This is a genomic window from Halomonas sp. DP8Y7-3 (assembly GCF_019801675.1).
GTDB lineage: Bacteria > Pseudomonadota > Gammaproteobacteria > Pseudomonadales > Halomonadaceae > Halomonas > Halomonas litopenaei_A.
Genome location: NZ_JAHVIO010000014.1, coordinates 172,395 through 185,234 on the forward strand (window position 1 = coordinate 172,395; position 12,840 = coordinate 185,234).

Below are 12,840 nucleotides of genomic sequence, written 5' to 3' on the forward strand. Positions count from 1 at the left end.
ACCGTGTCTAACGACAGTGATCTGTAGAGATCCTTCTAAATATACTTAAGAAGGTATCAGTACGAGAGGTTCCTTCTGTCACTATCTCACCTCTCTGTCTCAATACATTTTCTCAACATTCCTTACACCACCGTGTTAATCCTTGTCTACCGACAGTGTACTTAACAGACATTGTAAATACCTTATAAAGTGAACACGGTTGTATGTCATCAACCATCGTGTTCCATTAGAAGAATCCTTCTAGGTCTTTATACTCCTTGGTGTATCCTGTTGGTGTCCCTGTCGGAGACAAGCCTTCAACATGTCTTACCAATAACCTATAAAACCATTTCTAGGCAATTCTATACCCTATTTCTGTTGCTATCTTTAAGAGGCATAATTTACCATCTCAGAATAGATCGTCGTTTTTAAGGTATAAAATACCCTATATAGCTCTAAAACTCTCTGTAAGGCTCTCTAAGCGTTTCTATACTTAACATGGGTGATTTATCATGTTGGGATATATCGTTGCTTATAAAACCTTACAGGAGCTTCTAGGGTTATATAAGTATTATCCTGTAGTGTTATCTCATTGTATGGGGAATTTATAGTTATTCACAAGTTATCCACAGGAGTAATCTTGTTCACTACCTCTATCAGACTTTCAGGATTCAGAGTCTTACCATACCTGTCTAGGCTAATAGTCCCTGTAGAGTGCCCTAAGAGTCCAGATATCAAGTGAGCTTCAATACCTTGTTGCTTGAGCAAATTAGCACCAGTATGTCTAAATGAGTGCATTGATAACTTTCTTCCATTACTAATATTCAGCTTTCTAATTGTTTTAGTAAACCAAGCAGATACATGATGCCCATAACCGTTCTTCTCAAGGTACGTTAACATAGGAAAGATATGACCATCCTGTTGCTGTACGTATTGCAAGAATCCTAAGCTTATCAGACTACGGTGAATCGGTATTACTCTTTCACTGTTAAGATTCTTTATACGTTGGTACTTATTACCAGCCCTGATATGGATGCACCAGATACCATTCACCTGATAGATATCATTGGTGTACAACTGAGCAAGCTCATTGAGCCTTCCTGCTGTGTAATAACAAAGGTAAGTTAACCAGTACCTATCAGCCCTTAACACTTTTTTAGAAGGATCAGAGAAGTTTCTATCACCAATATCAAGCTTACCTTCCACGTAAGAGAATATCTTGTGTAGATCACTGGTACTGAATACGTCTCTATACGAAGACTTAAGTTTCTTCTGGTGTATTCTTGTCTTCCTGAAGGGGTTATTCTCAATGTATCCTTCTTTGATTGCATAGTTAAAGACAGCGATATACATCGCCATGTAATTATTGAAGGTTATGGTTGATAGAGTCTTCCCATTCCTATTCAGGTTAATCACCTGTTGTACAGATAGACCAGTCGTTAGACGCTTCTGAAAATTAGGGGGCATCTTCAGTAACGTATCCTGCAACTGCTTAACATCCTGTCTGGTGTAGGCATCAACAGCTTTGTTACCAATCACTTTATAGAGAAATTCTAGTGCAGAATCCTTTCCATCGATGGTCCTACCCGTATATCCAGAAAGCTTCAACTGAGCTTTGTAGTCCTTAAAAATACCAGCTAACAGAGGTCTACCGGGTACAAATGGTGGTGTCTTCTGGTGAGTGCTTGGCATTACTCCACAAGAAAGCTCATGAATGGCCTTCATATACGCTTCAGGAAGCCTTCTATTCGCTTCACGTTGAGATTTGGTAGAGAGAGACCTTCTGTACTCCCTACGTCCATAGGAAGCCTTCTGAGCCTTACTGAGAACGATTCTTAGATAGAATGTCCCGTTCCTGTCTTTCATCAGGTAAGCCATATGCCCTATTCCTTGTACCACCTATCGAGGTTTCTGGTAGATAAGGAAAGGTAAGCACCTGTTTTAGAATAGCTTTCTCAGTTCTTAATGAGGTCTAGCATCGATCAGCTTCGACTCCCACCTGCTGGGCAACAGCATCGAGTACGACGAAGAACATGACCGATTGATCATCAAGAAGCTGCCCAGCAAGCTCAAGGAGCAGCTTCAGGGGGGCTAGTTCAGGCCTGCCGGGATTGCGACGCCATACTCTCGACCTCGACCACCCGATCCAGGCGCAGCTCGTCCTCCGAACGCTCGCCGGGATAGCCGCCGGGCACGGCCACCACGCGGGTGTCCCCCAGCGTCAGCATCACCGGGTCGTGGACGTGGCCATGAACCCACAGCGCCACGCCCTCCATCAGCGACTCGAGGCGCGAGGCAAAGGCCGGCGACAGCGGGTCGCCCTGATAGTGGGCAGGAATGCACTCGGCCAGGGGAGCATGGTGGCTGACCACCACCGTGGCGCCGGCGAAGGGCCTGGCTAGCTCGGTCTCAAGCCAGGCCCGGTTCTCGCGGTGCAGCTCGACGCTGCGCTCCGGCGAGAAGACCTCGCCATCAGGTTCTTCGATGATCGCGAAGTCGGGCATCTGCCTGAGTGCAGCGGACAGCGTCTCCGCAGGGATGTCCTGCGGGTCGGGACGCTCATCGTAGAGCGCGAAGTCGGTCCACAGTGTCGTCCCCAGAAAGCGCACGCCGCCGAGCTCCAACCGTGCATTGTCGAGCAGGTGAATGCCCAGCGTGGCCGCGCGCTCACGCATCTCCTTGCGCAGGGGCTCCATGCGATGCTTGTAAAATTCGTGATTGCCCGGCACGTAGATCACCGGATGATCGGGAAAGCGCGCAGCAGCCCACTCGATTCCCTGCAGGCCTAGATGAATATCACCTGCCAGGATCACCATATCGGCCTCGATGTCGGGCAGCAGGCGATCCCCCTCGAAGTGCTCCAGGTGCAGGTCCGACAGAATTCTCAGGCGCATGAGCTCGCCTCCGGCTTAAGCGTTATGGGCTGCGCTCACTCATGGCCAGCCTGGCCGCCAGGCCAATGAACAGCGCCCCCAACCCTCGCTCACACCATAGACCAAGACGACGATTGCCGCGTAGCGCTGTGACCAGCCTGGCGCCCAGGATCACCAGCGGCGGCTCGATCAGTCCTGCCACCGCAATGATCAAGAACCCATGCAGGGCAAGCTGGAGGCTGGCCGGCCCTGCGCCTGGCACCACGAACTGAGGCAGAAAGGCCAGGAAGAAGATGGCGACCTTCGGGTTCAACAGAGAGATCACGACGCCCTGGCGATAGATGCTGGCAGCCCCAGGCAGAGACGGGGCCGGCGCCGCCGTTTCGCTGGACGGGCGGGCGAGCAACGCCTGAATGCCTAGCCACAGCAGGTACGCCGCGCCGACCCACTTGATCAGGCCGAAGGCGACCGCGGACGTTGCCAGCACGGCGGACAAACCCAGCGCCGCCATCAGCACATGCACGCCCGCCCCACTCCATACCCCGAACATCGCAGCAAAGCCCCCACGGCGGCCATGTCGCGCGGTCTGGCCCAGTACAAAAGCCATGTCAGGCCCCGGTGAGAGATTCAGCAGCAAGGCTGCCGACAGAAAGGTGACCCAGTGGGCCAAGGTATACTCGAGCATGGCGGATCTCGTGGCGGCAGCGTCGGTAGCAAAGCCTTCCACGCTAGGCGACGGGGCCTCAGCGCGCAACCCAGTTGAGCCAGAAACACACCTTGCTGCATGCTGTCTTCCCTTGCCCGGCCAACTCAAGACGCCGCTCCCTTCTCCCCTGCCAAGGAGTTCTACCATGTCCGCGTTGCTGCCCCGCCTCGGCTTTATCGGTATCGGTCTGATGGGCGACCCGCTAAGCCGCCGGCTAGCCAAGGCCGGTCATCCGCTGGTCCTCTACAACCGCACTCGAGCCAAGGCCGACGCCGTCGCTGCGGAGACCGGCGCCAGGGTCGCCGATAGCGTGGCGCAGTTGGCCGCTCAGGTAGACGTGGTGATCACCTGCGTGGCCAATACCGAGGTGCTGCGCGAGCTGATGCTCGGGGCCGAGGGGGTCATCGCCAACGCGCGTCCCGGTGGCGCCATCATCGACCTGACCAGCGCCGATCCGGCCACCACCCGGGAGCTTGCCCAGCTGGCCGACGAATCCGGCCTCAGCTGGGTCGACGCCCCGGTCTCCGGTGGCGTGGCGGGAGCCGAGGCCGGCAGCCTGGCGATCATGTGTGGAGGCGACCGAGCCCACGTGGACACCGCCAGGACGATCCTGCAACCACTGGCCTCGCGCATCACCCATATGGGTCCGGTAGGCGCAGGCCAGGTCACCAAGCTGTGCAATCAACTGCTGGTGGCCTGCAATACCGCAGCGATCGCCGAAATGGTGGCACTGGCCGAGTCCAGCGGTGTCGATGCCGGCCTGTTGCCAGAGGCCCTGGCGGGCGGCTTTGCCGACTCAACGCCTTTTCGCATGCTGGTACCGCGCATGGCCGAGCGTGATTTCAAGGCGCCTAGCTGGCACCTGCGCACCCTGCTCAAGGATGTCGACATGGCCACCGCTCAGGGTTATCGGCAAGCCAGCGCCACGCCGATGGCTGCGCTGGCCGCCCAGCTGATGCGCAGTCGACTGGCGAGGGGCGAAGGCGAGAGCGATCCGGCGACGTTGATTCGGCTCTATCGTGACGACGCGCAGCGTAGCTAGACCCGTCTGCGGCGGCGCCGTACACTCGTTCGACATCCGCCATCAGTTACAGGATGCTTTTCCATGGCGTTCAACTCCACCGCCACTTACGTGGCTACCGATGCGCTCAAGCAGGCCGTCAATGCGGCCGTCACCCTTGAGCGCCCGCTGCTGATCAAGGGCGAGCCAGGCACCGGCAAGACGCTGCTGGCAGAAGAACTCGCCGCGTCCCTGGGCACCCGCCTGGTGACCTGGCACATCAAGTCCACCACCAAGGCCGCCCAGGGCCTCTACGAGTACGACGCGGTCAGCCGTCTGCGAGATTCTCAGCTCGGCATCGACGGGGTCGAGGATGTGGCCAACTACCTGCGCCCCGGCAAGCTATGGGAAGCCTTCACCGCCGACGAACGGGTGGTACTGCTGATCGACGAGATCGACAAGGCCGACATCGAGTTCCCCAATGACCTGCTGCAGGAACTCGATCGGATGGAATTCTTTGTCTACGAGACCGGCGAGACGATCCGAGCGCACCACCGCCCCATCGTGGTGATCACGTCCAACAACGAGAAGGAGCTGCCCGACGCCTTCCTGCGCCGCTGCTTCTTCCACTACATCGAGTTTCCCGACCGCGCCACCATGGAGCGTATCGTCGCCGTGCACTTCCCTGACATCGCCCCAAGGCTGGTCAGCCAGGCCCTGGAAGTGTTCTTTGAGCTGCGCGAGGCGCCGGGCCTCAAGAAGCGCCCCTCCACGTCGGAGCTGGTGGATTGGCTGAAGCTGCTGATGGCCGACGACGTGGCGCGGGAAGCCCTGAGCCAGCGCGATCCAGCCAAGAGTCTGCCGCCCCTGGCCGGCGCCCTGGTCAAGAACGAGCAGGATACGGCCCTGCTGGAGCGCCTGGCCTTTATGGTGCGGCGTCAGGGGCGCTGATGTTTCTCGATCTGTTCGACAGTCTCAGGCGCCAGCAGGTCCCGGTATCCCTGCGCGAACTGCTGGACCTGCATGCCGCCGTGGACTCCGGCATTGCCTTTGCCGATGTGGACGCCTTCTATCAGTTGGCCCGCACCATCATGGTCAAGGATGAGCGCCACTTCGACCGCTTCGATCGCGCCTTCGCCGCCTGGATCGGGTCGGTGGAAAGCCTCGATGCGGCCATTGACGCACTGATCCCCGAGGAGTGGCTGCGCCGGGAGTTCGAGCGCCAGTTGAGCGACGAGGAAAAGGCGCAGGTCACATCTTTGGGCGGACTCGAGGCGCTGATCGAGACCTTCAAGCAACGCCTCAAGGAACAGCAGGGACGCCACGCCGGTGGCAACAAGTGGATCGGTACCGGCGGCACCAGCCCCTTCGGCGCCTATGGCTACAACCCCGAGGGGATGCGTATCGGCCAGGATAGCTCGCGCCATCGTCGTGCGATCAAGGTCTGGGATGAACGCCGTTTCCGCGACTATGACGATGATCAGGCCCTGGGTCCGCGCAACATCAAGATGGCACTGCGCCGTCTTCGCCGCTTCGCTCGACAGGGTGCACTGGAAGAATTCGATATCGACGCCACGATTCGCGACACCGCTCGGGATGCCGGCCTGTTGAACCTGCGCATGCGACCGGTGCGCCACAACGCGGTGAAGGTGCTGTTGTTTCTGGACGTGGGCGGGTCCATGGATGACCACATTCGCGTCTGCGAGGAGCTGTTCTCGGCGGCGCGTTCCGAGTTCAAGCACCTGGAGCACTTCTACTTCCATAACTGTCTGTATGAAGGCGTGTGGCGAAACAATGCGCGCCGTCACAAGGAACGGTATTCCACGCTGGAGCTGATGCGCACCTTCGGCGCGGACTACCAGGTCGTGGTCGTGGGCGATGCGTCGATGTCTCCCTACGAGATCACCCACCCCGGCGGCAGCGTCGAGCACTTCAACGAGGAGCCGGGCGGCATCTGGCTGAAGCGACTGGTGGAGCGCTACCCGCGACTGGTCTGGCTCAACCCCAACCCGCCACGCTATTGGGAATATACGCCCTCGACCAGGATCATCCGCGAGCTGGTGCAGGAGCGCATGTACGCCATGACGCTGGAAGGACTCGACGAGGCCATGCGCGAGCTGGCTCGCTAGACCACGACCCCGGATCTGATCAAGGACCCGTCGATGCCCCACCTGCCGCAGCCACTTCGCCAACTCAGACCTTTGCTGCTTGCCGGCGCATTGGTGTGGCTGGCCGGCTGCGATATGGCCACCGGGGTCGCCACACAAGGGCTGATCCACTCCTACTCTAAGCCCGCTCTGGAACCCCGTGACGGCTATGTGGTGGACCATCGTCACCCCGCCCGGGGCCATAACAGCCGCGTGCATTTCTTGATCCTGCATTATACCGATGAAAACCAGGCGGACTCGCTGCGCGCACTCACTGGACCACGGGTCTCCAGCCACTATCTACTGCCTTTGCCAACACGTCGACTCCAGGGCTCACCCGTGGTGTTTCAGCTGGTGCCCGAGCCTCGTCGTGCCTGGCACGCCGGCGCCAGCCGTTGGGGCAACCGCATCGGCCTCAACGATACCTCCATCGGCATCGAGATTGTCAATCAGGGCCCCGACCAGCCCTGGGTCGGCAGCGAGCTGGAGCCCCCCGAGGGGGTCGGCTGGATGCCCTACCCCGACAGCCAGATTGAAGCGCTGATCGCCCTGTCCCGAGATATCATCGAGCGGCATGGCATCGAGGCCAGGCACGTGTTGGCACACTCTGACGTCGCGCCCACGCGCAAGCTGGACCCGGGCCCGGCGTTTCCCTGGAAACGGCTGCATGATGCCGGCATTGGTGCCTGGCCCGAGCCGGAGCGGGTGGCCCACTATGCCCAGCGCTTCGACGCTCGCCAACGCATCGCAGGAGGAAGCCTCCCCTCGATTGAGACGGTGCAGCGGGCGCTGCGTGCCTGGGGCTATGACATCGAGGTCAGCGGCGTGCTGGATGACGCGACCCGCGCCACCCTGCGAGCGTTCCAGCTTCACTTTCGTCCCGCCGACTTCAGCGGAAATCTCGACGCAGACACCTGCGCACGCCTGTGGGCTCTACTGGAGCGATACCTGCCAGAGGCGCTGGCGACACTGGCCGAGCCTCAACCAGCCGAGCCTCAACCAGCCGCTCCTCAACCAGCTGCCCCACCAGCCGCGCCGGGCAGGTAATGGAGCACGTCGTGAAAACGCAGCACCGCGGGCCCTTCGTTGCGCATCAGGTGCGGCCGGTCAGCACAGAAACGTAGCCCTTCCCCCGCCGTCAAGCGGTGCCACTCATCGCCCACAGCCAACACCAGCGTGCCCTCGAGCACGACCAGGTGCTCGACCACCCCAGGCGCATGGGGGCTGGAGGCGCTTTCAGCGCCTGCGGCGAGTTCAATCTCGAACATCTCGAAGCCCAGCAGGGGATCGTACGGAAACAACAACTTTGCCTGCATACCCGCGCTGTCCTGCCCCCACACCGAATCACTGGTACTGCAGTGGCGCTGCTCCAGCGGCGAGTCATCGGTGCCGGGGCCTTGACCGAACAACGACGAGAAACTCACCCGAAAACCACTGGCGATGCGCCACAGCGTCGCCACCGTAGGACTCGACTCCCCACGCTCGATCTGGCCCAGCATGGCCTTGCTGACCCCGGTCTCCCTGGCGGTATGTGCCAGGCTCCAGCCCCGCGCCTGGCGCAGCCCCTTGAGGGAGCTGGCGATATGGTGGCCGATGTGGTGGGCAGTGTCCGACATGTCGTCTCTCATGAAAATGCGTGACGCGCACCAGTATACAGAGGCTCGAGCCCACAGCGCTTGTGCGTTATAACGCCCACTGCTAGCCTTGGACGTTATAACGCACAACCTACCCGCCCTTCCCAACACACAGCGACACGCCCCATGACCGAGCCGTCTTCCACTCTTGCTGAGCCAGCGACTCCCCCCGAAAAGCGTCAGCTGGCCAACGACCTGCATGCTTCCACCGTGGCAGCAGGGCTGGTGTCGGTACTGATCGGCTACGCCAGCTCCGCCGCCATCATCTTCCAGGCCGCCCAGGCGGCGGCAATTCCCCCATCACAGATCGGCTCCTGGATGTGGGCCCTGGGCATCGGCATGGGCCTGACCACCCTGGGACTGTCCTGGCGCTATCGCATGCCGCTGCTGACGGCGTGGTCGACGCCGGGCGCAGCCCTGCTGGTCACCCAGCTACCGGGGGTCGCCTTCGACCAGGCCGTGGGCGCATTCATCGTGGCCTCGGTGTGCATGCTGCTGGTCGCCGCCAGCGGCGTGGTCACTCGGATCATGGCCATCGTCCCGGCAGCATTGGCCTCAGCGATGCTGGCGGGCATTCTGCTGCCGTTCGTTCTCGATATCTTCGCTACTGTCCGTGTCGATCCCTGGATGCCATTGCTGCTATTGAGCGTATGGATCCTGTGCCGACGCTGGCTGCCAAGGCTTGCCATCATCGCGGTGCTGATGGCCGGGATCGCGATAAGCCTGGCGCGGGGGGATTTCCAGGTCGCCCAGGTCTCGCTGATGCTGACGCGACCTGAATGGGTCTCCCCGGCGTTTGACCTGGCTACCTGTCTGGGCATTGGGGTGCCGCTGTTCGCCGTGGCCCTGACCACTCAGCATCTGCCGGGCCTGGCCATGGTCCGCAGTGCGGGCTACTCGCCTCCTGTCGGCGCCTGCCTGGGCACCACGGGGCTGGCGTCGCTGCTGATGGCTCCCTTCGCTGGGCATGGCATCAACATGGCCGCCATCAGCGCGGCGCCTTGCCTGGGAGAAGAGGCCCACCTTGACCCGCATCGCCGCTACACCGCCGGCGTGGCAGCCGGCATCGGCTACCTGGTGCTGGGGACCCTGGGCGCTACCGTGGCCGCGCTGTTCGCTGCCTTGCCTGAGGGATTGATTGCGGTAGTGGCGGGACTGGCACTGATGGCCACCCTGGGTGGGGCGATGACCACCGCCTTTTCCGACGCTCGCCATCTGGACGCGGCGCTGGTGACCTTTGCGGTCACCGCCTCTCCCCTGACCCTGGCGGGAATTGGATCGGCCTTCTGGGGATTGATCGCTGGACTGGTCATCGTTGCCCTGGGGGCATGGCGCCGCGCCTGAGAAGGCCCCAGGCGCGTTACCAAGCTAGCTGGAGGTGGGCGCTGCTCCATGCGACGCCTCGTCACTGGCCATACGCACCATCGCCAGCGCCTCGTCCAGGGTCGCCACTTGCTCGACGCGCACCAGCTCATTGCTCAGGCTCACCGCGGTGCCGGCGCGTTCACTGATCAGCTGCTCCAGGCTCGCCAGATCACGGGCCTCGCCCATGGGCAGTGCATCGACCGAGGTGGTGCTGGTGCCGGGCAGGTAGATCGTGCCGTTGGAGAAATCTACCGCGTAGGCAATCACGCCAGGCACGATGAAGAACAGCAGGCCCACACCGTTGGCGACGGCCACCACCGGGTCGATACGTCCACTGATCTGCCCCTTGCGCTCCGGATGAAAGACGGTGCCGCAGCCGGCGAGTGAGGTCAGGGTAGTGGCCAGGACCAGGCCGGTAAGCAGACGGGGTGGACGTAACATGAACAACTTCCTTTGCTGTTTCTAGCGCGATAATAACAAGGTCGATGTCGCTGCCTGGGGCGACCGTGGAGGCCATCCCGCCGCCTTGGCGACATCTTCCATGAGAAAACTCGCACGCATCCTAGCACGTTTTTCTGCACCACTTAGCTGACCTGGCCAACGCTGCGCAGCACTCCCGCTGTCGACTCCGCTGCGGCACGTAGATGCCGGTTCGCCCCAACGGTGGTCTGGCGTTGCGCAGGTTGCCAAGATTGGCTTCCCTGGATGACGCTGCTTTGCCGCCGCGACGGCTTCACCGTACAATGCTCGACACTTTCGATGAGTGACATCGTCAACACACCACACTCTCCATTGCGAGCGTCGACCGATATCAGGCAGCGCCTGATCACCGGCAATAGAAGACTCTGCCGTATCCCTCGACGCTCTACGATCTATCGACTCGATGTGAAGGAATCTGCGGACCCATGCGCGCCACCGAACTGCTGATCAGTACCCTCAAGGAAACGCCTGCCGACGCTGAAGTCGTCAGCCACCAGCTGATGCTGCGTGCGGGCATGATCCGCCGTCTGACCTCTGGCCTGTACACCTGGCTGCCACTGGGCCTGCGCACCCTGCGCAAGGTAGAGCGAGTCGTGCGCGAGGAAATGGATCGCGCCGGCGCCCAGGAGCTGCTGATGCCCGCCGTACAGCCTGCTGAGCTGTGGCAGGAGTCTGGCCGCTGGGAGCAGTATGGACCTGAGCTGCTGCGCCTCAAGGACCGGCACCAGCGCGACTACTGTGTCGGCCCGACCCATGAAGAAGTCATTACCGACCTGGTGCGCAAGGAAATTGCCAGCTACAAGCAGCTGCCAGCCAACTTCTACCAGATTCAGACCAAGTTCCGTGACGAGATTCGTCCGCGCTTCGGGGTCATGCGCTCGCGCGAGTTCATCATGAAGGACGCCTACTCTTTCCATCAGGACGAGGCGTCCCTCAAGGATACCTACCAGAAGATGTATGACGCCTATGTGCGCATCTTCACGCGGTTGGGTCTCGACTTCCGTCCGGTGATCGCCGACAACGGCTCCATCGGTGGCACCGGCTCCCACGAGTTCCATGTACTGGCCGACTCCGGCGAAGACGACATCGTGTTCTCCACCGAGTCCAGCTACGCCGCCAACATGGAGAAGGCTGAAGCGCTGCCGGCGCCGCTGGGCAGTGACGCCAGCCGTGCAGCGCCCAGCGAGGAGCTACGCCTGGTCGACACCCCCAACGCCAAGACCATCGCCACCCTGGTGGAACAGCATGGCCTTGCCATCGAAAAGACCATCAAGACACTGATGGTCAAGGGCAGCGAAGGCGGTCTGGTGGCGCTGCTGGTGCGCGGCGACCACGAGCTCAACGAGGTCAAGGCCGAGCATCTGGAGCAGGTGGCCACCCCGCTGACCATGGCAAGCGAAGAAGAGATCCGTGCTGCAGTTGGCGCAGGGCCTGGCTCACTGGGACCGGTGGGACTCGACATGCCGATCGTGATCGACCGCAGCGTCGCGCTGATGAGCGACTTCGGCGCCGGCGCCAACGTCGACGGCAAGCACTACTTCGGCATCAACTGGGAGCGTGATGTGGCGCTGCCCCAGGTGGCCGACATCCGCAATGTGGTCGAAGGCGACCCCTCGCCGGACGGCAAGGGGGTACTGTCGATCAAGCGCGGTATCGAGGTCGGTCACGTGTTCCAGCTGGGCCGCAAGTACAGCGAAGCCATGAATGCCACCGTGCTCGGTGACGAAGGTCGTGCCATCCACCCGTGGATGGGCTGCTACGGCATTGGTGTGACCCGGGTGGTGGCTTCTGCCATCGAGCAGAACCACGACGACAACGGCATCATCTGGCCCGATGCGATCGCCCCCTTCCATGTGGCCATTGTGCCGATGAACGCACACAAGTCCCAGCGCGTGCGCGAAACGGCCGATCGCCTGCATGACGAGCTCACCGCGGCAGGCTTCGACGTGCTGCTGGATGATCGTGATCTGCGTCCCGGCGTGCGCTTTGCCGACCAGGAGCTGATGGGCCTTCCCCATCGCCTGGTGGTGGGAGACCGTAGCCTGGACAAGGGCGAGCTTGAGTACAAGGGGCGCCGCGACAGTGACGCCACCATGGTGCCCGCCGACGCCATCGTCGACTTCCTCAAGCAGCGCATCGCCCTGTAACAGGGCCCTCAACGGTCCCGGGCGCTGAGGCGTCCGGGCCGTTGGTACAGGTCTGACCTGGCGGCGACGCGACAGCCGCAGGGCTGCTCATGCCGTGCTGTGACTCCTGCAGATAAAAAAAACCGGCCCCGAAGGGCCGGTTGAAAAAGGGGGATGACTCCCCCTCCCCTGACGCTGGTCAATGGCTGGGTTCTGTGCACATGACACCCAACCTGTCTAAGCGGAACCTATCGCTTGCGACGATGACTGTCGCGAATGACAAAGGCGATCCAGCCCGCCATGAAGACCACAGAAAGGGCGACAGCCCCCAGACCGAAGATCACTGCATCATCGAGATACATGGCCCTGCCCTCCCCTTGCTGTGTTGATGGTTCAAGCTTAGCCGCCCTCCTGATGAATTGTGCTGACCTGAGTCAAGGGTCCCTGTGCGACATTCGCCCGCCGCCATATCAGCCGTCGTCCATTCACGCGAAAAGCCGCCCAAGGGCGGCTTTTTCTGGCGATCGCGG

At 60.7% G+C, this 12,840-nt stretch carries 12 protein-coding genes and 1 pseudogene; 7 read left to right on the forward strand and 6 right to left on the reverse strand.

Annotated features, from left to right (window positions below; all coding sequences use genetic code 11):
* Window positions 1–594 precede the first annotated feature (594 nt).
* A complete protein-coding gene (locus tag KUV86_RS15305; protein WP_222485437.1) occupies window positions 595–1,857 on the reverse strand; it encodes a site-specific integrase in 1,263 nt (420 codons plus the stop codon).
* A 91-nt stretch (window positions 1,858–1,948) separates the two neighbouring features.
* Here KUV86_RS15305 and KUV86_RS20020 point away from each other — a divergent pair.
* Window positions 1,949–2,074: pseudogene (locus KUV86_RS20020) on the forward strand (nucleoid-associated protein); the annotation flags it as partial.
* 1 nt (window position 2,075) lies between these two features.
* Here KUV86_RS20020 and KUV86_RS15310 read toward each other — a convergent pair.
* Window positions 2,076–2,873: a metallophosphoesterase gene (locus tag KUV86_RS15310; RefSeq protein WP_222485439.1), complete on the reverse strand. Its 798-nt coding sequence runs from the start codon at window positions 2,871–2,873 to the stop codon at window positions 2,076–2,078.
* A 22-nt stretch (window positions 2,874–2,895) separates the two neighbouring features.
* Window positions 2,896–3,537: a LysE family translocator gene (locus tag KUV86_RS15315; RefSeq protein ID WP_206937772.1), complete on the reverse strand. Its 642-nt coding sequence runs from the start codon at window positions 3,535–3,537 to the stop codon at window positions 2,896–2,898.
* Between the two features lie 166 nt (window positions 3,538–3,703).
* On the opposite strand from KUV86_RS15315, the gene KUV86_RS15320 reads away from it, so the two are divergent.
* The 4 genes from KUV86_RS15320 (at window position 3,704) to KUV86_RS15335 (ending at window position 7,752) form a co-directional block, all read left to right on the forward strand.
* On the forward strand, window positions 3,704–4,600 hold the full coding sequence (locus KUV86_RS15320) for an NAD(P)-dependent oxidoreductase (protein WP_222485441.1): 897 nt from the start codon (window positions 3,704–3,706) through the stop codon (window positions 4,598–4,600).
* Between the two features lie 63 nt (window positions 4,601–4,663).
* Window positions 4,664–5,509, forward strand: coding sequence for an AAA family ATPase (locus tag KUV86_RS15325; RefSeq protein ID WP_222485443.1), 846 nt, complete (start codon window positions 4,664–4,666; stop codon window positions 5,507–5,509).
* Window positions 5,509–6,687: a vWA domain-containing protein gene (locus tag KUV86_RS15330; protein WP_222485445.1), complete on the forward strand. Its 1,179-nt coding sequence runs from the start codon at window positions 5,509–5,511 to the stop codon at window positions 6,685–6,687. Before KUV86_RS15325 ends, KUV86_RS15330 begins: the two co-directional genes overlap by 1 nt.
* Window positions 6,688–6,720: 33 nt before the next feature.
* Window positions 6,721–7,752 (forward strand): N-acetylmuramoyl-L-alanine amidase, encoded by a 1,032-nt coding sequence (locus tag KUV86_RS15335; RefSeq protein ID WP_261397666.1) that lies wholly within the window; start codon window positions 6,721–6,723, stop codon window positions 7,750–7,752.
* On the opposite strand, the gene KUV86_RS15340 is transcribed toward KUV86_RS15335, so the two are convergent.
* A complete protein-coding gene (locus KUV86_RS15340) occupies window positions 7,716–8,321 on the reverse strand; it encodes a helix-turn-helix domain-containing protein (protein WP_222485447.1) in 606 nt (201 codons plus the stop codon). The genes KUV86_RS15335 and KUV86_RS15340 overlap by 37 nt on opposite strands.
* Before the next feature lie 144 nt (window positions 8,322–8,465).
* Between KUV86_RS15340 and KUV86_RS15345 the strand changes: the two genes are divergently transcribed.
* The gene (locus tag KUV86_RS15345; RefSeq protein WP_222485449.1) at window positions 8,466–9,683 is read left to right on the forward strand and encodes a benzoate/H(+) symporter BenE family transporter; all 1,218 of its coding nucleotides are present in this window, start codon (window positions 8,466–8,468) and stop codon (window positions 9,681–9,683) included.
* A 24-nt stretch (window positions 9,684–9,707) separates the two neighbouring features.
* Here the strand turns inward: KUV86_RS15345 and KUV86_RS15350 are convergent, their stop codons facing one another.
* Window positions 9,708–10,145, reverse strand: a complete 438-nt coding sequence (locus tag KUV86_RS15350) for a hypothetical protein (protein ID WP_206937751.1) — start codon at window positions 10,143–10,145, stop codon at window positions 9,708–9,710.
* Between the two features lie 464 nt (window positions 10,146–10,609).
* Between KUV86_RS15350 and KUV86_RS15355 the strand changes: the two genes are divergently transcribed.
* A complete protein-coding gene (locus KUV86_RS15355) occupies window positions 10,610–12,331 on the forward strand; it encodes a proline--tRNA ligase (RefSeq protein ID WP_222485451.1) in 1,722 nt (573 codons plus the stop codon).
* A 227-nt stretch (window positions 12,332–12,558) separates the two neighbouring features.
* Here KUV86_RS15355 and ccoM read toward each other — a convergent pair whose 3' ends face one another.
* A complete protein-coding gene (gene ccoM / locus KUV86_RS20105) occupies window positions 12,559–12,672 on the reverse strand; it encodes a cytochrome c oxidase subunit CcoM (protein WP_277987364.1) in 114 nt (37 codons plus the stop codon).
* Window positions 12,673–12,840: the final 168 nt, after the last annotated feature.

Bases quoted from the DNA above. Each gene is read 5' to 3' on its own strand.
- KUV86_RS15305 (WP_222485437.1), bottom strand. From the start codon at position 1,857: ATGGCTTACCTGATGAAAGACAGGAACGGGACATTCTATCTAAGAATC.
- KUV86_RS15310 (WP_222485439.1), bottom strand. From the start codon at position 2,873: ATGCGCCTGAGAATTCTGTCGGACCTGCACCTGGAGCACTTCGAGGGG.
- KUV86_RS15315 (WP_206937772.1), bottom strand. From the start codon at position 3,537: ATGCTCGAGTATACCTTGGCCCACTGGGTCACCTTTCTGTCGGCAGCC.
- KUV86_RS15320 (WP_222485441.1), top strand. From the start codon at position 3,704: ATGTCCGCGTTGCTGCCCCGCCTCGGCTTTATCGGTATCGGTCTGATG.
- KUV86_RS15325 (WP_222485443.1), top strand. From the start codon at position 4,664: ATGGCGTTCAACTCCACCGCCACTTACGTGGCTACCGATGCGCTCAAG.
- KUV86_RS15330 (WP_222485445.1), top strand. From the start codon at position 5,509: ATGTTTCTCGATCTGTTCGACAGTCTCAGGCGCCAGCAGGTCCCGGTA.
- KUV86_RS15335 (WP_261397666.1), top strand. From the start codon at position 6,721: ATGCCCCACCTGCCGCAGCCACTTCGCCAACTCAGACCTTTGCTGCTT.
- KUV86_RS15340 (WP_222485447.1), bottom strand. From the start codon at position 8,321: ATGTCGGACACTGCCCACCACATCGGCCACCATATCGCCAGCTCCCTC.
- KUV86_RS15345 (WP_222485449.1), top strand. From the start codon at position 8,466: ATGACCGAGCCGTCTTCCACTCTTGCTGAGCCAGCGACTCCCCCCGAA.
- KUV86_RS15350 (WP_206937751.1), bottom strand. From the start codon at position 10,145: ATGTTACGTCCACCCCGTCTGCTTACCGGCCTGGTCCTGGCCACTACC.
- KUV86_RS15355 (WP_222485451.1), top strand. From the start codon at position 10,610: ATGCGCGCCACCGAACTGCTGATCAGTACCCTCAAGGAAACGCCTGCC.
- ccoM (WP_277987364.1), bottom strand. From the start codon at position 12,672: ATGTATCTCGATGATGCAGTGATCTTCGGTCTGGGGGCTGTCGCCCTT.